Source organism: Streptomyces sp. NPDC091272, from assembly GCF_044757485.1.
Taxonomy (GTDB): Bacteria; Actinomycetota; Actinomycetes; order Streptomycetales; family Streptomycetaceae; genus Streptomyces.
On sequence record NZ_JBIVVC010000005.1, the window covers coordinates 172634 to 191575 of the forward strand.

19 protein-coding genes are annotated in these 18942 nt (G+C 73.4%); 10 read left to right on the top strand and 9 right to left on the bottom strand.

All coding sequences use genetic code 11. The features are described 5' to 3' along the window. The first annotated feature begins 143 nt into the window (after positions 1 to 143). A complete protein-coding gene (locus ACIQM4_RS16420; RefSeq protein ID WP_401591743.1) occupies positions 144 to 1034 on the top strand; it encodes a hypothetical protein in 891 nt (296 codons plus the stop codon). Between the two features lie 40 nt (positions 1035 to 1074). After that, on the top strand, positions 1075 to 2367 hold the full coding sequence (locus ACIQM4_RS16425; RefSeq protein WP_401591745.1) for an ATP-binding protein: 1293 nt from the start codon (positions 1075 to 1077) through the stop codon (positions 2365 to 2367). Between the two features lie 114 nt (positions 2368 to 2481). Here the strand turns inward: ACIQM4_RS16425 and ACIQM4_RS16430 are convergent, their stop codons facing one another. Beyond that, on the bottom strand, positions 2482 to 3114 hold the full coding sequence (locus ACIQM4_RS16430) for an NADPH-dependent FMN reductase (RefSeq protein ID WP_401591747.1): 633 nt from the start codon (positions 3112 to 3114) through the stop codon (positions 2482 to 2484). Positions 3115 to 3409: 295 nt separating this feature from the next. Here ACIQM4_RS16430 and ACIQM4_RS16435 point away from each other — a divergent pair, with 295 nt between their 5' ends. Continuing rightward, complete coding sequence (locus tag ACIQM4_RS16435) at positions 3410 to 4393, top strand: hypothetical protein (RefSeq protein ID WP_401591749.1); 984 nt, start codon at positions 3410 to 3412, stop codon at positions 4391 to 4393. A gap of 255 nt (positions 4394 to 4648) precedes the next feature. After that, positions 4649 to 5296 carry a class F sortase gene (locus ACIQM4_RS16440; RefSeq protein ID WP_401591751.1) on the top strand — a complete coding sequence of 216 codons (648 nt, stop codon included), beginning with the start codon at positions 4649 to 4651 and terminating at the stop codon, positions 5294 to 5296. Positions 5297 to 5430: 134 nt separating this feature from the next. Here the strand turns inward: ACIQM4_RS16440 and ACIQM4_RS16445 are convergent, their stop codons facing one another. From ACIQM4_RS16445 to ACIQM4_RS16455, 3 genes are all read right to left on the bottom strand, one after another. Then, a complete protein-coding gene (locus tag ACIQM4_RS16445) occupies positions 5431 to 6213 on the bottom strand; it encodes a sulfite exporter TauE/SafE family protein (protein WP_401591753.1) in 783 nt (260 codons plus the stop codon). 37 nt (positions 6214 to 6250) lie between these two features. Further along, positions 6251 to 6454 carry a hypothetical protein gene (locus ACIQM4_RS16450; RefSeq protein ID WP_401591755.1) on the bottom strand — a complete coding sequence of 68 codons (204 nt, stop codon included), beginning with the start codon at positions 6452 to 6454 and terminating at the stop codon, positions 6251 to 6253. Between the two features lie 81 nt (positions 6455 to 6535). After that, positions 6536 to 7867 (bottom strand): ferric reductase-like transmembrane domain-containing protein, encoded by a 1332-nt coding sequence (locus ACIQM4_RS16455; RefSeq protein WP_401591757.1) that lies wholly within the window; start codon positions 7865 to 7867, stop codon positions 6536 to 6538. A 405-nt stretch (positions 7868 to 8272) separates the two neighbouring features. On the opposite strand from ACIQM4_RS16455, the gene ACIQM4_RS16460 reads away from it, so the two are divergent. Beyond that, on the top strand, positions 8273 to 8596 hold the full coding sequence (locus ACIQM4_RS16460) for a putative quinol monooxygenase (RefSeq protein ID WP_401591759.1): 324 nt from the start codon (positions 8273 to 8275) through the stop codon (positions 8594 to 8596). Between the two features lie 175 nt (positions 8597 to 8771). On the opposite strand, the gene ACIQM4_RS16465 is transcribed toward ACIQM4_RS16460, so the two are convergent. Genes ACIQM4_RS16465 through ACIQM4_RS16475 form a run of 3 tightly spaced genes read right to left on the bottom strand, consistent with a single transcriptional unit; the run spans position 8772 to position 11461 of the window. Further along, entirely contained in the window at positions 8772 to 9437 is a 666-nt protein-coding gene (locus tag ACIQM4_RS16465; protein WP_401591761.1) for a response regulator transcription factor, read from the bottom strand. A gap of 15 nt (positions 9438 to 9452) precedes the next feature. Further along, complete coding sequence (locus tag ACIQM4_RS16470; protein ID WP_401591763.1) at positions 9453 to 10838, bottom strand: sensor histidine kinase; 1386 nt, start codon at positions 10836 to 10838, stop codon at positions 9453 to 9455. 8 nt (positions 10839 to 10846) lie between these two features. Further along, the gene (locus ACIQM4_RS16475) at positions 10847 to 11461 is read right to left on the bottom strand and encodes a sensor domain-containing protein (RefSeq protein WP_401591765.1); all 615 of its coding nucleotides are present in this window, start codon (positions 11459 to 11461) and stop codon (positions 10847 to 10849) included. Between the two features lie 102 nt (positions 11462 to 11563). On the opposite strand from ACIQM4_RS16475, the gene ACIQM4_RS16480 reads away from it, so the two are divergent. Next, positions 11564 to 12502 (top strand): oxidoreductase, encoded by a 939-nt coding sequence (locus tag ACIQM4_RS16480; RefSeq protein WP_401591766.1) that lies wholly within the window; start codon positions 11564 to 11566, stop codon positions 12500 to 12502. 15 nt (positions 12503 to 12517) lie between these two features. Here the strand turns inward: ACIQM4_RS16480 and ACIQM4_RS16485 are convergent, their stop codons facing one another. Then, on the bottom strand, positions 12518 to 12931 hold the full coding sequence (locus ACIQM4_RS16485; RefSeq protein WP_401591768.1) for a VOC family protein: 414 nt from the start codon (positions 12929 to 12931) through the stop codon (positions 12518 to 12520). 388 nt (positions 12932 to 13319) lie between these two features. Between ACIQM4_RS16485 and ACIQM4_RS16490 the strand changes: the two genes are divergently transcribed. The 4 genes from ACIQM4_RS16490 (at position 13320) to ACIQM4_RS16505 (ending at position 17902) form a co-directional block, all read left to right on the top strand. Continuing rightward, entirely contained in the window at positions 13320 to 14603 is a 1284-nt protein-coding gene (locus ACIQM4_RS16490; RefSeq protein WP_401591770.1) for an ABC transporter substrate-binding protein, read from the top strand. Positions 14604 to 14887: 284 nt separating this feature from the next. Next, positions 14888 to 15802: a carbohydrate ABC transporter permease gene (locus ACIQM4_RS16495; protein WP_401591772.1), complete on the top strand. Its 915-nt coding sequence runs from the start codon at positions 14888 to 14890 to the stop codon at positions 15800 to 15802. Positions 15803 to 15807: 5 nt separating this feature from the next. Further along, a complete protein-coding gene (locus ACIQM4_RS16500; protein ID WP_401591774.1) occupies positions 15808 to 16644 on the top strand; it encodes a carbohydrate ABC transporter permease in 837 nt (278 codons plus the stop codon). Between the two features lie 97 nt (positions 16645 to 16741). Continuing rightward, complete coding sequence (locus ACIQM4_RS16505; protein ID WP_401591776.1) at positions 16742 to 17902, top strand: alkaline phosphatase PhoX; 1161 nt, start codon at positions 16742 to 16744, stop codon at positions 17900 to 17902. A 74-nt stretch (positions 17903 to 17976) separates the two neighbouring features. On the opposite strand, the gene ACIQM4_RS16510 is transcribed toward ACIQM4_RS16505, so the two are convergent. Then, positions 17977 to 18927, bottom strand: coding sequence for a DUF5937 family protein (locus ACIQM4_RS16510; RefSeq protein WP_401592338.1), 951 nt, complete (start codon positions 18925 to 18927; stop codon positions 17977 to 17979). Positions 18928 to 18942 lie beyond the last annotated feature (15 nt).

The window sequence follows — 18942 nt, forward strand, 5'->3', positions numbered from 1 at the left end:
AGCCGGGCCCGTCGGGTGCGGGCGGCGGGACTTTCCGGGCGACCCGGACCGTACGCACGGTTGTTACAGAATGTCCGGGTTGCCGTGATGCTCGGTGCATAGGCTCAGGTAGCCCCTGTGTCCGTACCGGCAGATCGAGCCCCATGCGCAGAGCGAGCGGTCCTCCCGCCGCCGTCCCGGCCCCGGCCGCCGCGGCGGTACTCGCCGCGCTCGGCTGCGGGGTCCTGCTGACCGGCTGCGGCGCGCCGTCCGGTCTCGGCGAGGGCGGGCCGGCCCCGTCCGCCACCACCGAGGCGCAGCCGAAGAACCTGTGGCCCGCCTGGTCCCCGGGCTCGCCCGCCGCGTCGGACGCCGCCGCCGACCCCGCGCGGCAGCCCGCTCCCGATCCGCTGTCCGGCGCCCCCACGGTGCCGCCGGGCGGGCTCGCCGCCATGGATCAGCTGGACGTGCTGCGCGCGGATCCGCGCATGGCGCGCCCGGCGGGGCGCGGCGCGGTCGACAGGCCGGGCACGCCCGGGGTGCGGCCCGCCGCCCTGCACGACCTCACCGGTGACCGGCAGCCCGAGCTGATCAGCGCGGTGGACCTGGAGAGCGGCCGGATGCTGCTGGCGGTGTACACGGTGCGCGAGGGGCAGATCGTGCCCGTCCTGCACACCAGTGGCCTGCGTCCGGTCGTCGAGGCGGTCGGCGAAGACCTCGTCGTGCGCGGCCCGACGGCCGACGGCGGTGAGCAGGCGGTCCGTTACCGCTGGGACGGCAGGCGGATGGTCACGGCCAGCGAGGTGCGCAGCGTACGTACGACGTCTCCCGAGCCGGACGCCCCGACGGCTCCCGCACCGCGCACGTCCTCGCCCGGCGGGACGGCCCCCGCACCGCGCACGTCCTCGCCCGAAGGACCGGCTCCCGCGCCGAGCACGTCACCGCCGCGTGGACCGGCATCCGCGCCGAGCGCGTCGACGCCGGGTGGACCAGCTCCCGTGCGTACGACCGCGCCGGCCGCGGCCCCTGCGGCCGGGCCGGCGGGCGCCCCGTGATCCGCCGGGTGCGCGGTGCGGCCGGCCCGGCGGGTGCTTCGTGATCCGCCGGGCTGTCCGCCGGGTGCGCGGCTTCGCCGCCGGGCTCAGCCTGCGCTGGAAGATCGCCGCGCTGCCCGCCGTGGGCGCGGCGGTCGTGGCACTGGCCATCGGGGCGCTGATCCACCAGGCCCGTACCGCCCAGGTGGCCGAGACCGCCCGCGAGTCCGCGCTCGCCGAGCTGTACCGGGTACGGCAGCTGTACGAGCTGACCGGGCACGTCGACGCCGCCGACACCGGCTCGGCGATCGACTCCCCCGACCTGCCCGGCCCGTTGCACGACGCCGCCCGCGCCGGGATCCGCAACACCTACCTCGACCTGTCCGGTCACTCCCCCGCCGTGTGGGCGGCCCGCCCGGTCGGTGAGCGGGTGCTGTCGGTCCGGCTGCCGCTGGACGCCCAGCGCGAGGAGATCCGCGAGCTGGACCGGAGTCTGGTGGTGTGGGGTGCGGTCGTCGTCGTACTGGCCGCGCTCGGCGGGGCCGCCCTGGCGTCCCGGCTGAGCCGGTCGCTGCGCACGGCGGCGGCGACCGCCCGCCGGATCAGCGACGGGGACCTGGACGCCCGTGTCGCAGGCGGCGACCGGGCGCCGGGGGACGGCAAGGACGAGGTGGCCGAGCTGGCCGCCGCGGTCAACACCATGGCCGCTTCCCTGCAACGCCGCATCGAGGCCGAGCGGCGGTTCACGGCCGACGTGGCGCACGAGCTGCGGACCCCGCTGACCGGTCTGCAGACCGCCGCCGAACTGCTGCCGCCGTCCCGGCCGACCGAGCTGGTACGGGACCGGGTGGCCGCGCTGCGCACCCTCACCGAGGACCTGCTGGAGGTGGCCAGGCTGGACTCCCGTACGGAGGAACCGGACCTCGCCTCGCATCCGCTGGGGAAGCTGGTGGCGTCCGTCGCACTGCGGCTCGGCTGCCCGTTCACCGGGCCGGCCGAGGACGAGGACACCCGCGTCACGACGGACGCGCGCCGGCTGGAGCGCATCGTCGTCAACCTGGTCGCCAACGCGCGCCTGCACGGCGCGGACCCGGTGGAGGTCGAGGTGGAGGGCCCGTCCGTCGTGGTCCGTGACCACGGCCCCGGCTTCCCGCCGGCCCTCCTGCGGGACGGCCCGCAGCGGTTCCTCACCGGGGCGGCCGAGCGCGGCACGGGCGCCGGGCTCGGGCTGACGATCGCGTTCGGCCAGGCGCGGGCGATCGGCGCGGAGGTCCAGCTGCGCAACGATCCGCACCACGGGGGCGCGGTGGCGGTCGTGACGCTGCCTCAGGCGCCCGGGACGTCACAGGGGTAGCCCCGGGGCGCTCGGCCACCGCTGTCACAGGGAGAGCCCGGACTCCCTCGACCGCCCCTGCTCGTGCCTCTCACGGCTCAGCAGGCTCCTCGACCGGCTACGCCGAGAGACCGGTTACGCCGAGAAGGGGCGGCGCGACTTGGCGTCGCGCAGGGCGTGGGCCCACCAGGTCAACTGGTTGAGGAGCGACTTGGCGGCGGTGTTGGCCTCGCCGGGAGCGGTGTGCTGCCCGGCCTCGTCGAACTGGCCCCACGGCCCGTGGAAGGAGACGGTGTCGCGCAGGGTGACGGCGTGCAGTTCGGCGAAGACCTGCCGCAGGTGCTCGACGGCGCGCAGCCCACCGGAGAGGCCGCCGTACGAGACGAAGCCGACGGGTTTGGCGTGCCATTCGGTGTTGTGCCAGTCGATGAGGCTCTTGAGGCCCGCGGGGTAGGAGTGGTTGTACTCGGGGGTGATGACGACGAACGCGTCGGCCGCCGCCAGCCGCTTCGACACCCTGTCGCGCTCGGCCTGCACCTCGTCGGAAGGCTGGAAGGAGAGCGCGGTCGGCAGGTCGACCTCGGCCACGTCGACGACGTCGACGTCCAGCCCGCCGAAGTCCTCGGCGCGGGAGAGGAACCAGTCGGAGATCACGGGGGCGAAGCGGCCCTCGCGGTTGCTGCCGATGATGACGGCCACCCGGATGGGCTTCTCGGCGGGCGAGTTGGTGGCGGCAGATACGGCGGGTGCGGTGCTGTTGATGTCCATGCGGAGAAGGTTGTGACGTCAAGTCCACTTGAGGTCAAGCGCCGTACGGAATTCCCTCGCCGCCGGCCGCGGCGGGCGGGGTGTCACCCGTTCGGTCCGGCAGCGGGGGTGAGCCGCTGTCACCGCTGTGACCTGCCGGGATGTGCTGGCGTACGGGTGAAGGGGCGGCCCGTTGGGCCCCGTGGGGACGGTCCTCGGGAGGCGGGTGCGGCGCCGCGCCGCTTATCTCGGAGACAGAGCCGACACGTGTACAGGACGAGTACGGCCGGGCCCGCCCCAGCCTCCGGAGGACGACATGCGCAGCAGTGCCGCCCCACCCCGCCGCAACCGGCTGACCGGCGCGGTGTGCGCCGCGGCCGTGCTGGCGCTGGGCGGGAGCGCGACGGCGGCGGGCAGCGCGTACGCGGCCCAGGGGGGCACGGAGCAGGCCCGCGCCGGGCACATCCCGAACGACCGCGGGGCGCAGGTCGCGTACGAGAGCGCGGGGGATGCCGCGAGTGCCGGGCCGACCGGGCTCACCGCGGGGGAAGCGACGCCCGCGGAGGACGAGCGGTCCCAGCAGGATGCGGCGCCCCCTGAAGGCGCGTCACCGGTGGAGGACGGGCCGTCCCTGGCGGACGGGTCACCCTTGGAGGACGGGCCGCCCGCCGAGGGTGAGCTGCCCGCCGGGGATGGGCTGGCCGCCGAGGGTGGGCTGCCCCCCGGGGATGGGCTGGCCACCGAGGATGGGCTGCCCACCGGAGAGCAACCGTCCACCGGTGAGCGGCTGCCCGCAGGCGAGCAACCGTCCGCCGGTGAGCAGCCGCCCACCGGTGAGCATCCGTCAGCAGGCGGGCTTGAGTTCAACCCCGCGACCGCGTCGCCCGGTGACGTCGTCACCGTGAACACCACCGTGTGCGGCCCCGGCGAGCACGGCACCGGCAACGCCTCCTCGCTCTCGCTCGGAGACTTCACCATGCGGACGAGCACTCACCAGGAGGTGCTGGTCGGGCAGTTCACCGTGCCGGCGCACACCGCCGAGGGCGATTACACGATCAGCGTCTCCTGCGCGGACGGTCACAAGTCGGCGAAGGGCACCCTGTGGGTGACCGCGGACGGTGGGCCGAGCCCCGGCCCCGCCCACCCCGACCACCCCACCGGACACGTCCGTACCGGAGTCGGCGGCGGTACGTCCGCTGTCCCCGGCACCCCCCAGATCGCGGCGGGGGCGGCCTTTCTGGCCGCGTCCGCCGTGGGCGGCACCTGGCTGCTGCGCCGCCGGGCGAGCGGCACGCGCTAACAGCCTGGGCGGAGCGGGTGCGAGAGCACCGGCTCCGCGGGGCCAGTGCGGGAGCACAGGCCCAAACGCCGCCACCGCCCCGCGTCCCCGCCCTTCACCATGAGTCCCGGGCGGGGACGCGGGCCCAGACCACGAGCCGGAGTTCGGAGTAGCGCCGTGCCCAGGATCCCCAGGACCCTCAGGACGCCCAGGACCCTCAGGACGCCAAGGACCCTCAGGACGCCAAGGCCACCCCGGGCCATCTTCCCGGCGCCCGTGGACTCCGCCAGGTTCCGCACCCACTGCGCGCTGGTCGTGCTCTGCGCGCTCGCCGGGCTCTGGCTGGTGCAGGGCGGCCCGGGGAGCCTCAAGGAGCCGCCGCAGCCCACGTCGGCCGAGGCGTTCACGCCTGGACACGCGGGGCGGGAGGGCGAACGGCAGGCCTCCACGACGCGTCCCGTGGCGCTCCCCCGGTCCGCACCGGTGCGGCTGCGCATCCCGCAGATCCGGGTGGACACACCGATGATGCGGCTCGGCCTGGACGCGGCCGGTGGCCTCCAGGCCCCGCCCGCGGGCAATCCGAACCTCGCCGGGTGGTACCAGGACGGCCCTCCGCCCGGCGCCCCCGGAACCGCCGTCGTCGCCGGCCATGTCGACACGGCGGACGGCCCGGCGGTGTTCTACCGGCTCGGCGCCCTGCGCAAGGGCCACACGGTCGAGGTGCTCCGCGAGGACGGCCGTACCGCCGTCTTCTCGATCGACGCGGTCGAGGTGTACGACAAGGACGAGTTCCCCGACCGGAAGGTCTACGGCAGGGCCGCACGGGCCGAACTGCGGGTGATCACCTGCGGCGGCGGCTTCGTCGAGGGCAAGGGCTACCGGGGCAACGTGGTCGCCTACGCCCACCTGACGCGCGTCAAATAACCGCCGGGACACTTCGCCGATCCCCGGAGGTCACTCTGCCGAGTGGTCCCCGGGGCCACTTCGCCGAGTGGTCCCCAGGGTCACTTCGCCGAGTGGTCCCCGGAGCTCACCTTGCCGAGTGACGACCCCCGTGGTCACTTCACCCACTGGTCGAACGCCAGCTTCGCCACCATGGCGAACACCACCACCAGCAGCACCACCCGTACGAATCCGCTGCCCTTCTTGAGCGCGGTACGCGCCCCGAACATGCCGCCCGCCAGGTTGAACACCGCCATCAGCGCGGCGAGCTGCCAGAGCACGTACCCCTGGTAGGCGAACATCGCGAGCGCGCCCGCGTTGGTGCAGACGTTGACGATCTTCGCGGTGGCCGACGCGGTCACCATGTCGAAGTGCAGGATCGCGGAGAGCGCGAGTACGAGGAAGGTGCCGGTGCCGGGCCCGAACAGCCCGTCGTAGAAGCCGATACCCAGACCCGCGAGGGCGATCGCGGCGAGGATCCGCTGCCGGGAGGCCGGGCCGAGGGCCGGGGCCGTGCCGAACTGGGGGCGGAAGATGACGAAGCTGCCGACACCGACGAGTACCACCATGATCATGGGGCGTAGCACGTCGTTGCTGATCCCGGCGGCGAAGGAGGCACCGGCGGTGGACCCGGCGAGGGCCGCCAGCCCGATCCGGACCGCGATCTTCACGTCGATCGGGGCCTTGCGCACGTACGTGACGGCGGCGCCCGAGGTACCGACGATCGAGACCGCCTTGTTGGTGCCGAGCGCGAAGGTGCTCGCCATGCCGCCCGGCAGGCCCATGATCAGGGCGGGCAGGAGCAGCAGCCCGCCGCCGCCCACCACCGCGTCCACCCAGCCGGCCACCGCCGCGGCGAGGCAGAGGAGCAGGACGGTGGTGAGTGAGATGTCGGGCATGAGCACGACAGTACGGAGCGTAAGTCCCCTGCGTCACTTACTTGGGGGAAAGTTGAGCGAGATCTGAGGTGATGTTGCCCCGGTCCCGGTCCGGGGCGGGCGGAGCGGCCGGTTCCACCGCTGTGACCAGGAAGGTCGCGGCGAGCGCACTCGCCCCGAAGAGGCCGGCGGCGACCCTTCTGCGGGCGCGGTCGGTGACGGCTGCGGGACGGGCGGGTACGGGTCTGCGGTGACGTGCCACGAGGGGCCTCCAGGGGCTGGCCGGCGAAAGGGAGGATCAGGGGGACCCGGCGGGGGGGATCGAGGGAATCGGGCCGGGAGGTCAGAAGCGGAAGAGTTCGGTGTGGATACGGGCCGCCGGAACCCCGGCCCGTATCAGCGAGGCCGTCGCCGTGTCCGCCATCCCGGGCGGCCCGCACAGGTACACGTCGTGCTCGGCGAGATCCGGCACCAGTGCGCGCAGCGACTGGGGAGCGAGCGGGTCGTACGCGGCGTCGGAGGCGCCGAGCAGGAAGTGCAGCCCGGCCCGGCGCTCGCGGGCGATCCGCTCCAGCTCGGCCCGCAGCACCAGCTGCCCCTCGCCGCGCGCCCGGTAGAGCAGCGTCAGGTCCCCCGGCGCGCACGGCAGCGTCTCGAACAGCGCCCGCATCGGCGTGATGCCCACACCGCCCGCCAGCAGCAGCACCTTGCGCCGGGTGCGCCGGTGCGCGGTCATCGCCCCGAAGGGGCCGGTCGCCAGCACCCGGGTGCCGACCCGCAGCCTGCGCAGCCGCCGGGTGTGGTCCCCCGCAGCCTTGACCGTGATGCGCAGGGTGTCGTCCCTGACCGGTGCGGACAGCGAGAACGGCAGCGCGGTCCGCCACACCCGCCGCTGCAGGAACCGCCACCGGAAGAACTGGCCCGGCTCGGCCCGCAGCTCGTCGAGCCCGATGCCCTGCACCACCACCGACACCACGCCCGGCGCCTCGTCCCGCACCTCGGCCACCCGCAGACTGTGCCGCAGCGCCTGCCGTACGGGGACCACCGCGCGGTACCAGAGCAGCAGCACCGCCACACTCGCGTGCAGCATCGCCCACGCCCACCGCACCAGCGGATGGCTCGCCACGTCGGGGCCGACGAGCTGGTGCACGAAGCCGAGTGCGACGCCGAGGTAGGTGAGCAGGTGCACGGCCCGCCAGGTCTCGTGCGTGACCTTCCGCCGTACGGCACGGGCCGAACTCACACCGGCCGCCGCGAGGAGACCGGTGCCCACCACAGCCGCGAGGATGCCGCCGTAGCCCAGCAGCTCGGCCGAGGCGGAGAGGAGGTCGGTGCTGCGGTGCGCCGCGTACCCGCACAGCGCCAGCACCGCGTGCCCGGCGCACAGGGACAGCACGTACCGGCCGCCGAGCGCGTGCCAGCGGGCGAGCCGGTCGGCGCCGACCCCGTGCTCGACGGCGGGCACCCGGGCCATCAGGAAGAGCATGACCAGCACCCCGTAACCGGCCAGCAGCCCGCTCAGATGCGCCCCGGCGGCGAACAGCGCGTCCAGCCGGAAGGACGGCACGGCCTGTACGCCCCACAACAGGCAGACGGCCCCGACCCCGGCGACGATGCCGGCGCTGACGGTACGGGGGGCCAGCCGGGGCGCGGGACGGGGACGGCGCACGGGCATGGGACGGAGACGGCGCTCCGACACCGGGCGGGGACGGCGCTCCGACACCGTACGGAGACGGCGCTCCGACACCGGGCGGGGACGGCGCTCCCGCGCCCGCACAGGTGCCGGCTCCGGTACCGGCGCCGGTTCGTCAGCGGGCGGCCGGGGAGCCCGCACGGCAGCCCGGGGCCCCGGCCCGGCCTCCGAACGGGACAGGTACGCCGCCAGGGCGGGGTAGGTGTCCGGCGGCGGGGCGGACGCGCTGGGCGCGGGGATGGCAGGTGCGGGGGCCTCGATCGTCACGTCCGTCAAACTAGGCGCAACCCGGCCCGCGAAGGCCCTGGTCAGAGCCGGGCGGGCGATCTTTAAGGCGCCCTTGAGGGAGCCCTGAAGAAGGATTAAGGGCAGCCCTAGAATGGGGCAATGATCTTTATTGTCGTGAAGTTCCCCGTGAAGCCCGAGTACGCCGATTCCTGGCCGCAGCACGTGGAGGCGTTCACCGCCGCCACGCGCGCGGAGCCGGGCAACCTGTGGTTCCAGTGGTCGCGCAACGTCGAGGACCCGAACGAGTACGTGGTGGTGGAGGCCTTCCAGGACGACGCGGCCGAGGCCCACGTCAACTCGGACCACTTCCGCGCCGCGATGGAGACGATGCGCCCGCTGCTGCGGCACACGCCGGAGATCGTCAGCACGATGATCGAGGGCCAGACGGGCTGGAGCGAGATGGGCGAACTGAAGATCGGCTGACCCGGCCGCCCCTCACCGGGGGCGCGCAGGGCCCGCAGGCAGCACCCCGCACTCCGGGCCTTCCGCACCCCCGGCCTTCCGCGCCCCCCGGGGCGCACGGCAGCAGGGCTCCGCACCACCCTCGGCCCTCCGCACCCCAGCTCTCCGCGCCCCTGACCCGGCGCGGCACCCCCGCCTACCCCTCCAGGTACCGCAGCACCGCCAGCACCCTGCGGTGTCCGCCCTCCGCCGGGGAGAGGCCGAGCTTGCTGAAGATGTTCGCGACGTGCTTCTCGACGGCGCGCTCCGTCACCACGAACCGTCCCGCGATCCCCTGGTTCGTCAGCCCCTGGGCCATCAGGGCCAGTACCTCCCGCTCGCGTGGCGTCAGCGTGTCCAGCACCGAGCCGCGCCTGCTGGCCCCGAACAGCCGGGCCACCACCTCCGGGTCGAGCGCGGTCCCGCCCGCCGCGACCCGGCCCAGCGCGTCGACGAACTCCCCCAGGTCGACGACCCGTTCCTTGAGCAGGTAGCCGATCCCCGCGCCGCCGCCCGCGCCGCCGAGCAACTGGGCCGCGTACGCGGTCTCCACGTACTGCGAGAAGATCAGCACGCCGGTCCCGGGGTGGGTCCGGCGGATCTCGACGGCCGCCCGCAGCCCCTCGTCGGTCTGGGTGGGCGGCATGCGCACGTCGACGACGGCCGCGTCCGGCCGGTGCTCGGCCACCGCCGCGAGCAGGGCGTCGGCGTCCCCGACGGCGGCCACGACCTCGACGCCCCGCATCCCCAGGAGCTGGGCGAGCCCGTCCCTGAGCAGAACGGAATCCTCGGCGATGACGACCCGTAGGGGCCCTGGCGGCATGTTCGTGAACTTCCTCTAGAGGTACGGCAGCACGATCCGGACCACCGTAGGCCCGCCCGCCGGGCTGTCGCACTCCAGCGTGCCGTCCACGGCCCTGATCCGCCCCAGCAGCCCGGTCAGCCCGCTGCCCGCCCCGACGACCGCACCGCCGCGGCCGTCGTCCCGTACCACCAGCGTCAACGCCCCTTGTGACCCGTCCACTTGGACGTCCACCGTGTCCGACCCACTGTGCTTGGCGCAGTTGGCGAGGAGCTCGGCCGTGCAGAAGTACGCGATGGCCTCGATCGCAGGGGACGGCCGCGGGCCGACCGCCACCCGTACCGCCACCTCCAGCGGGCTGTCCGCCGCCAGGTTCGCCAGGGCCGCGGCCAGTCCCTGGTCGAGTACGGGCGGATGGATGCCCTTGACCAGGCCCCGCAGGTCGGCGACGGCCTGCTTGGCGTGCGACTGGGCGGCCTCCACGACGGCGAGCACCTGCTCCCGTTCGGCGCCGCCGGCCACCAGCTCGCGGATCATGGTGAGGTGCATGCCGAGCCCCACGAGCCGGACCTGGGTGCCGTCGTGGAGGTCCCGCTCGATGCGCCGCAGGGTGGCGGCGGCGTCCTCCACGGCCTGCGCGCGGGTCTCCTCCAGCGCCTGGATGCGCAGGTCGGCGGCCCCCGGCCCGAGCAGCGCGCGCAGGACCGTCACGTACGGGCGCATGGCCAGCCGCACGAGCCGGGGCGCGAGGGCGAGCAGCAGCACGCCCACCGCGACCACGGCCGGCCACCGCGGCCAGGAGTCCATCGGGGCACCGAACCACTCCACCGAGATGTGCTGCTCGCTGCCGTCGGGGGCGCGCACCGTCCGGTGGTTGAGGTGCCGGAGGAAGGGGTGCAGGAGGTAGAGCACTCCGTACGCGTAGCCCACCAGGACTGCCACCGGTCCCGGCGCGGCGAGCACGGGGGCGGCGAGGGTCCATCCCACCGCCCGCCGTCCGGCCCGGTCGGCGAGCACGGCGCGCCGCCACCCGAAGGGCCCCGGCGCGGCCGGGGAGGCGGGAGGGGCCTCGACCTCGACCCCCAACAGGGCGCGTGCCAATGCCCGTTGGACGGCAGCCAGCCCGCACGCCCCACGCAGGGTGGCGGCGATCAGCCACGGTCCGAGCGCGGTGACGGAGAGCGCGCCGCCCACCAGCAGGCCGGCGAGCACCAGGACCAGGCCGACGAGCGCCAGGGGCAGCGCCAGGAGGGCGTGCAGCAGGGCCCGCAGCTGACGTGGCGCGAGGAGGGCGCGCAGCAGGGCCCGCAGATGACGTGGCGCGAGGAGGGCGCGCAGCAGAACCCGCGGGCGTGGCCGTGCCGGGAGGGCGTGCGGCGGCATGAGGAGGGCGTGCGGCAGGGCTCGCGGGCGACGTGGCACGGTGCCCACTAAAGCTGATGGACGATCGGCACGGCGAGGAGCCCGCACACGGCCGCGCTGCCGAGCGCGAGGGCGAGGGCTCCTCCGGCGCCCCGCCGGTCCCGGCCGAGCAGTGACGCGGCGAGCCGCGTCTGGAGGGTGGTGAAGCCCCTGGCGACCCACGGCGCGAGGAGGAGGAAGCCCAACCCTCCGACGACGCCGTGCAGCGCCCAGGCGCCGGCCATGGTGGGGCCGCCCCACGAATCCGTCGGGTCGTTGTCCGGCCGCAGCGGATAGCCCAGGTTGATGACCACCACGAACCAGCAGAAGTACGTCACCACCAGGGCGACCAGGTGCACGGGCAGCGCGGCCAGGGCGTGGACGGCGCCGAGCACCTCGGCCCGCTCGCGCACCTCGAACTCCTTGCCCAGCAGCCTTCTGTGCAGCGTGAGTTGCAGTCGCCCGACGGGCCTGCCGACCAGCGCCGGCGGCACACAGAGCAGTCCCACCGGGAGCGCCAGGAGCAGAAAGAGCATCCGCCGCCAGGTCTCCGCCAGGAACGGCTCGCGCAGGATCTCCCGCGGGCCGGGAAACCTCCGGCCGTGCGGCGCGGGCACTGTCGACTGCGTGGTGAGGGTGTCCATTCCTCAAGGGTGTCGGGGCCCGCCCCCGCCTTCGATCGTGCCCGCACGACACCGGGGGTGGGGCAAACCGAACCACCGCCCGCCCCGCCGTACCCTGAGGCGATGACTACCGGTTGGAACGCCCACGACATTCCCGACCAGACCGGCCGCACCGCGGTGGTCACCGGTGCCAACAGCGGAATCGGACTGGTGACCGCCAGGGAGCTCGCCCGGCGTGGTGCGCACGTCGTTCTCGCGTGCCGTGACGAGGGCCGGGGCAGGGCGGCCGAGGAACTGCTGCGCAGCGAGGTGCAGCGCGCCCGCGTGGAGTTCAGGCCTCTCGACCTGGCGGACCTGTCCTCGGTACGGGACTTCGCGGCGGCCTGGGCGAAGGACCACGGTCCGCGCCTGGATCTGCTCATCAACAACGCGGGCGTGATGGCGCTCCCCGAGGGCCGCACCGCCGACGGCTTCGAGACCCAGTTCGGCGTCAACCACCTCGGCCACTTCGCCCTGACGGGGCTGCTGCTCCCGCACCTGCTCGACACCACTGGCGCCCGGGTCGTCACCCTCTCCAGCGGACTGCACGTCCTCGGCAACATCGAGATCGGTGATCTCAACAGTGAGCGCCGCTATCAGCGCTGGCTCGCCTACGGCCGCTCCAAGACGGCCAATCTCCTCTTCGTGCACGAGCTGGCCCGCCGCCTGACCGCCGCGGCCTCGGGTCTGGTGGTGGCCGCCGCCCATCCCGGGTACGCCGCCACCAACCTCCAGACGGCGGGGGTGCGCATGGAGGGCCGCAAGCGGGTGGAGCGGCTCGTCGAGATCGGCAACCGGATCCTCGCGCAGCCCGCCGAGACGGGCGCACTGCCCACCCTCTACGCGGCGACCGCGCCGGGCGTGCGGTCCGACTCCTTCACCGGGCCCCGGATCCAGGGCCTGCGCGGGGCCCCCACGAAGTCGCTGCGCGCGCCGTGGACCCGCAACGACAGGGCCGGTGAGCTGCTGTGGGCGGCCTCGGAGCAGCTCACCGGGGTGACGTACCCGGACCTCGGCGCCTGACCGGCACCCCGTCCCTCAGCCCTCGACGGCCGCGGGGTCCATCCAGATGACCTCCCAGTTGTGCCCGTCCAGGTCCTGGAAGGAGCGGCCGTACATGAACCCGTGATCCTGCGGCTCGGCGGCCGGCGCGGCGCCGGCGGACAGGGCCGCGTCGCACAGCTCGTCGACCTTGGCCCGGCTCTCGGCGCTGATCGCGATCAGGGCCTCGGTGGTGGTGGCGGTGTCCGCGATCTCCTTCTTGGTGAAGTCCTTGAAGCGCGGCTCCGTCAGCAGCATCACCACGATGGTGTCGCTGATCACCATGGACGCGGTCTTGTCGTCGCTGAACTGTTCGTTGAAGCCGTAGCCCAGTTTGCCGAAGAAGTTCTTCGAGGCCTCCAGGTCCTTGACCGGAAGGTTCAGGAAGATCATCTGCTGGTACGTCGCCATGGTCGGTGCCCCTGTCTCTGCTGTCCGGCGCGGCCCGTCTGCCGCCGTCTTTCACAGATATAGACCGGGGGTGCGGCGATAAGTCATCGCCCGCGCGGAAGAAAAATGAAACAAGATTCGAACGGCAGCCGCGGGACGGAACCGGAAGAAGGCCGGCAGAAACAGACCCGCCCGACCAGGCGGACACGGGCCCGCCCGACCAGGCGGACGCGGGCCCGCCCGACCAGCCTGCGCGAGCGATGTCAGTCTCTGCCGGCGCTCCGGTTACCGACACGCGGTAGCAACACGCCGTACGTGAGCGGGGCGCATGGTTGATCGCCGGGGCGTCCCGCAGCACGATGTCCCGGTCCGACGTGCAACCGGCGTGCCAGCTCAGGGGGAACACCACATGACGATCAGCCGCAGGGCACTTCTCGGTACGGCAGCGGGTCTCGGCGCCGCAGGCGCGTTGAGCGCGTGCGGCTCCAACACCGGGCGGGGCGGCGGTGGTTCGGGTGGTGGCCAGGGCAGCGGGCCCGAGCTCGCGCAGTGGTACCACCAGTACGGCGAACCCGGTACCGAGCAGGCGGTCCGCCGGTACGCCGCCGCGTACAAGAAGGCCAGGGTCACCGTCCAGTGGCGGCCGGGCAACTACGACCAGCAGACCGCCGCCGCCCTCCTCACCCCGGGTGGCCCCGACGTCTTCGAGGTCAACGGGCCGACCCTCGACCAGATCCGGGGCGGCCAGGTGGTCGACCTCACCGACCTCTTCGACGGCCCCGGGGTGAAGGACGACTTCAACGCCGCCGTCCTCGCCCCGAAGACGTACGAAGGGAAGATCTGGTCGGTCCCGCAGGTCGTCGACATGCAGCTGCTCTTCTACCGCAAGAGCCTCCTCAAGGCAGCGAATGTCCGGCCGCCGCAGACGCTCGACGAACTCGTGGACGCGGCGCGGGCGTTGACGAACAAGACGACCAAGGGTCTCTTCCTCGGCAACGACGGCGGCGTCGGCGCCATCGGTGGCACCCCGCTCTACGCCGCCGGGCTCTCCCTCGTCACCGAGGACGGCAAGGTCGGCTTCGACGACCCGGCCGCCGCCCGCGCCCTCGGCAAGCTGCGCCAGCTGTACGCCGACAAGTCGCTGCTGCTCGGCGCCCCCACGGACTGGTCCGACCCCTCGGCCTTCGTCCAGGGGCTGACCGCGATGCAGTGGTCGGGGCTGTGGGCGCTGCCCGCCGTCCGCAAGACACTCGGCGACGACTTCGGCGTGCTGCCGTTCCCCGAGGACGGCGCGGGCGGCAGACCGTCCGTGCCGGTCGGGGCGTACGGCGCGGCCGTCGGCGCGCGCAGCAAGCAGCAGGCCGCCGCCAAGGAGTTCGTCAAGTGGCTGTGGATCGAACAGGCCGACTTGCAGAATGACTTCGCCCTGTCGTACGGCTTCCACATCCCGGCCCGCACCTCACTGGCCGAGAAGGCGGACAAGCTGAAGGAGGGCGCGGCGGCCGACGCCGTGCGGTACGCGGGCGAACACGCCTACGCACAGCCGCTCCTGTGGACGCCCGCCTCGGCGACCGCCTACCAGGACGCCCTCAGCCGCATCATCAAGGACGGCGCCAACCCGGACACCGAGCTGAAGGCCGTCGTACGCAAGGCGGGCGAGGAACTTCAGCGCGTGAAGAAGAAATCGTCGTGAGGGAAGGGATCCCGGGCGCCCGGGGCCGGGACGGCGCGAGGGCGCGCGGCGCCCGGGGCCAAGCCGGCGCGACGGCCCGCGACGCCCAGGGCCAAACCGGCGCGACGGCGCGCGGCGCCCGGGACCGCGCCGGTGCCACAACGGCCACGGACCAAGCCGGCACCACAGCGGCCCGGGACCGCGCCGGGGCGACAGCGCGACGCGCCCGGGACCGCTCCGGCACCACGGCGCGGGTCCCGACCCCCCGCTCCGGCACGGGCGCCGGTACGGCCACCGGCACCACCATGAGGACACGGCTCCTGGGCACCCAGAACCACACCCTCTGGTTCTGGGTCTTCGTGGGCCCCTTCGCCGTCGGGCTCGGCCTCTTCACCTACGTCCCGCTGCTGTGGAGCCTCTACCTCAGCTTCTTCGACGCGCACAACACCGTCTCCCCGACGGACTTCGTCGCCTTCGACAACTACGCGGCGATGCTGCGCGACGACGCGTTCACCAGCAGCCTCGGCACGTTCGTCGTGTTCACCGCGTTCATCGTGCCCGCGACGTACGCGCTGTCCCTCGCGCTCGCGCTGATGGTCAACCGGATCCGCTTCGCGCAGGCCTTCTTCCGGTCGGTCTTCTTCCTCCCGGCGGCGTGCAGTTACGTCGTCGCGGCGCTCATCTGGAAGATGTCGATCTTCAACGGGGTACGGTTCGGCCTCGCCAACACCGTCCTGGGCCTGTTCGGCGTCGACCAGACGGCCTGGCTGTCGACGACCTCGCCGCCCTGGTACTGGCTGGCCATCGTGACCGTACGGCTGTGGCTCCAGGCCGGCTTCTACATGATCCTCTTCCTGGCCGGGCTGCAGCGCATCTCCCCCACCCTCTACGAGGCGGCGGCCGTCGACGGGGCGCGCCCCGGCTGGCAGGTCTTCCGCCACCTCACCTTCCCGCAGCTGCGGGCCACCTCGGTCGCGGTCGTCCTGCTCCTCGTCATCAACGCCTTCCAGGCCTTCGACGAGTTCTACAACCTGCTCTCCGACTCCCGCGGCTACCCGCCCTACGCCCGCCCGCCGCTCGTGTACCTGTACCACCAGGCGCTGGGCCAGGGTCAGAACCTGGGGCTGGGCAGTGCGGGCGCCGTCATCCTGGCAGTGGTCATCGCCGTGGTGACGATCTTCCAGGCACGTTTCTTCGGCCTCGGCCGGAAGGAGGACTGAGGTCCGTGGACGACGCTCTGGTACGGGTGGGCCGCGCGTTGCGCGTGGCGCTCCTGGTCGCTCTCGCCCTGCTCTTCCTCGTCCCCTTCTACCTCCTGGTCCGCAACGGGCTGGCCACCGACGCCGAGATCACCTCGCCGCAGTGGACCTTCCTCCCCGCCGACCTCCGGTGGGACAACGTCGGCGAACTCTTCGACGACACCGCGATCCCCTTCGCCCGCTCCCTGCTCAACTCGGCGCTGATCGCGGTGGCCACCACGCTGGGCACCCTCCTCACCGCCTCGCTCGCCGGGTACGGCCTGGCGCGCATCCCCTACCGCCACTCGGACAAGGTCTTCTACGCGATCCTGGGCACCCTGATGGTCCCGGCCGCGGTCACCTTCGTGCCGAGCTTCGTGCTGGTCTCCTCGCTGGGCTGGATCTCCACCCTGCGCGGGCTGATCGTGCCGACGCTGTTCTCCGCCTTCGCCTGTTTCGTCTTCCGGCAGTACTTCCTGGGCTTCCCCAGGGAGTTGGAGGACGCGGCACGCGTCGACGGGCTCGGCCACTGGCGTACGTACTGGCGTGTCGTCGTGCCGAACTCCCGCCCGGTGTTCGCCGCCGTCGCCACCATCGTGTTCATCGGTGCGTGGAACGCGTTCCTGTGGCCGCTGGTCATCGGCCAGGACCAGCGGTCCTGGACGGTCCAGGTCGCGCTCGCCACGCTCAACACCGCGCAGACGGTCAACCTGCACGAGCTGTTCGTGGCGGCCGCCGTGTCGATCCTGCCGCTGCTGCTGGTCTTCCTGTTCTTCCAGCGGTGGATCGTGGCAGGGGTCGAAAGGTCGGGGATCGACGACTGATTCCGCTTGTGTTCACGACGAGTTGACGGTACGTCAATTAACGGCTTCTAAGTTCCACCGGCAGGCCCTGCCCGACCTCGCCACCTCTGGAGTCCCCATGGAACGCCGTACCTTCCTGCGCACCGCCGTCATCGGCTCCTCCGCCGCCGCCTTCGGGGGCACCCTGTGGCGGGGCGCCGCCCTCGCCGACCCCGCGCAGCCGGGCGCCGGCCCCTACGGCGCGCCCGGCGCCGCCGACGCCAACGGCATCCAGCTGCCCGCCGGGTTCCGCAGCCGGGTGATCGCCCGTTCCGGGCAGAAGGTCACCGGTACCTCGTACACCTGGCACAGCGCCCCGGACGGCGGCGCCTGCTACGCCGACGGCACCGGCTGGATCTACGTCTCCAACTCGGAGGTCAACCCGTCGGGCGGCGCCGGCGCGGTCCGCTTCTCGGCCACCGGGGCGATCACCGGCGCCTACCGCATCCTCTCCTCCACCCGGCAGAACTGCGCGGGCGGCAAGACCCCCTGGAACACCTGGCTGAGCTGCGAGGAGGTCGACCGCGGGTACGTCTTCGAGACCGACCCGTGGGGCGTGAAGGCCGCCGTCCGCCGGGACGCCATGGGGCGCTTCAAGCACGAGGCCGCCGCCGCCGACCCCGTCCGCAAGGTGATCTACCTGACCGAGGACGTCACCGACGGCTGCTTCTACCGCTTCACCCCCTCGGTCTGGGGCAATCTCGCCGCGGGCAAGCTGGAGGTCCTGAAGATGGGCTCCGGCACCAGCGGGCCCGTCACCTGGGCCACCGTCCCCGACCCGTCCGGCGCCTCGAAGGCCACCCGGGACCAGGTCTCCGGCGCCAAGCGCTTCACCGGCGGCGAGGGCTGTTTCTACGCCGACGACGTCTGCTTCTTCACCACCAAGGGCGACAACCGGGTCTGGCGTTACGACGCCGCCGCGCAGAGCCTCGCCCTGGTCTACGACGACTCCCTGGTCACCGGCGGCGGCGCCCCGCTGACCGGCGTCGACAACGTCACCGGTACCTCGTCGGGGGACCTGTTCGTCGCCGAGGACGGCGGCAACATGGAGATCTGCCTGATCACCCCGGACGACGTCGTCGCCCCCTTCCTGCGGATCGGCGGCCAGTCGGGCTCGGAGATCACCGGCCCGGCCTTCTCCCCCGACGGCAGCCGTCTCTACTTCTCCAGCCAGCGCGGTACGAGCGGCAGCTCGTCGGGCGGCATCACCTACGAGGTGACGGGCCCGTTCCGCGCCTGACCGCCTGACCGCCTGCCCGCCTGACCGCCTGGCCGCATGCCCGTCTGACCGCCTGCCCCCTGGCCGTCCGGCCGTCAGTACTGCAGCGCCGGCGCCGCCCCGCCGCGCAGCAGCGCCGCACCCAGGGGGGTCAGCGAGTGGAGCACCGCGCTGCCGTTGCGCAGTGTGACCACCAGCCCCGCCTCCCGCAGTACGCACGCGTGCTGGCTCGCCGACGCGAGGGACACCCCCGCGCGGCGCGCCAGCTCGCTCGTCGTGCAGCCGTGGTCGATGGCACGCAGCACGGCGGACCGGGTGTGCCCGACGAGCCTGCCCAGGTGCGGGCCGCCCGCCGCCGACGTACGGGGGGCGGCGTGCTCCACCGGGTAGACCAGCACCGGTGGCAGCCCGGGGTCGTACAGCATCACCGGCGCCCCCTGGCAGAAGAACGACGGCTGGAGCCGCAGCCCCCGCCCGGCGAGCATCACGTCCCGGTCCACCGGGTAGTCCGCCTCCAGCACGGGCGAGCGCCAGCGCAGCGCCGGCGGCAGCGACGCGAGCAGCGCGTCGGCGCCACCGTCGAGGAGGGCGCGCCCCCTGGCCGCCCGTTCGGCCTCGACCCGGGCGTGCACATGGGGCCAGTACGGCGCGACGGCGGCCCGGTGGTAGTCGCCCAGGGCGTCCACCAGGGCGGCGAGCCGCGGTGGCTCGTCGAACTGTCTCTTGAGCAGCGCGAGTTCGCCCGCGAACCGGCCGCCGGCCGTGGCCCGTACGGCGGAGAGGCCCTCCTCCCAGCCGTGTACGCCCTCCGCGGGGGTGAGGAAGTCGGGGAAGTAGCCGCGTGCGGGCACCACCGAGGCGAGCAGCCGCCGGGAGCCTCCCCTGCCCAGCCGGGTCCGCGCCTGGGCGCGCCAGTCGCCGTACACCCGCCCGCCCCGCCGGTCCCGGAGCCGGTGGAAGCTGAGGACCGTCTCCCAGAGGGCGTCAGGACGGGCGGCGAGCCGCACCCGTGCGAGATCCTCCCCCGTGAAGTGGATACGCAGCACCACTGATCCAACTCC

Bases quoted from the DNA above. Each gene is read 5' to 3' on its own strand.
- ACIQM4_RS16455 (WP_401591757.1), bottom strand. From the start codon at position 7,867: ATGCCCGTGCGCCGTCCCCGTCCCGCGCCCCGGCTGGCCCCCCGTACC.
- ACIQM4_RS16435 (WP_401591749.1), top strand. From the start codon at position 3,410: ATGCGCAGCAGTGCCGCCCCACCCCGCCGCAACCGGCTGACCGGCGCG.
- ACIQM4_RS16485 (WP_401591768.1), bottom strand. From the start codon at position 12,931: ATGGCGACGTACCAGCAGATGATCTTCCTGAACCTTCCGGTCAAGGAC.
- ACIQM4_RS16480 (WP_401591766.1), top strand. From the start codon at position 11,564: ATGACTACCGGTTGGAACGCCCACGACATTCCCGACCAGACCGGCCGC.
- ACIQM4_RS16495 (WP_401591772.1), top strand. From the start codon at position 14,888: ATGAGGACACGGCTCCTGGGCACCCAGAACCACACCCTCTGGTTCTGG.
- ACIQM4_RS16505 (WP_401591776.1), top strand. From the start codon at position 16,742: ATGGAACGCCGTACCTTCCTGCGCACCGCCGTCATCGGCTCCTCCGCC.
- ACIQM4_RS16475 (WP_401591765.1), bottom strand. From the start codon at position 11,461: ATGGACACCCTCACCACGCAGTCGACAGTGCCCGCGCCGCACGGCCGG.
- ACIQM4_RS16465 (WP_401591761.1), bottom strand. From the start codon at position 9,437: ATGCCGCCAGGGCCCCTACGGGTCGTCATCGCCGAGGATTCCGTTCTG.
- ACIQM4_RS16420 (WP_401591743.1), top strand. From the start codon at position 144: ATGCGCAGAGCGAGCGGTCCTCCCGCCGCCGTCCCGGCCCCGGCCGCC.
- ACIQM4_RS16460 (WP_401591759.1), top strand. From the start codon at position 8,273: ATGATCTTTATTGTCGTGAAGTTCCCCGTGAAGCCCGAGTACGCCGAT.
- ACIQM4_RS16430 (WP_401591747.1), bottom strand. From the start codon at position 3,114: ATGGACATCAACAGCACCGCACCCGCCGTATCTGCCGCCACCAACTCG.
- ACIQM4_RS16490 (WP_401591770.1), top strand. From the start codon at position 13,320: ATGACGATCAGCCGCAGGGCACTTCTCGGTACGGCAGCGGGTCTCGGC.
- ACIQM4_RS16445 (WP_401591753.1), bottom strand. From the start codon at position 6,213: ATGCCCGACATCTCACTCACCACCGTCCTGCTCCTCTGCCTCGCCGCG.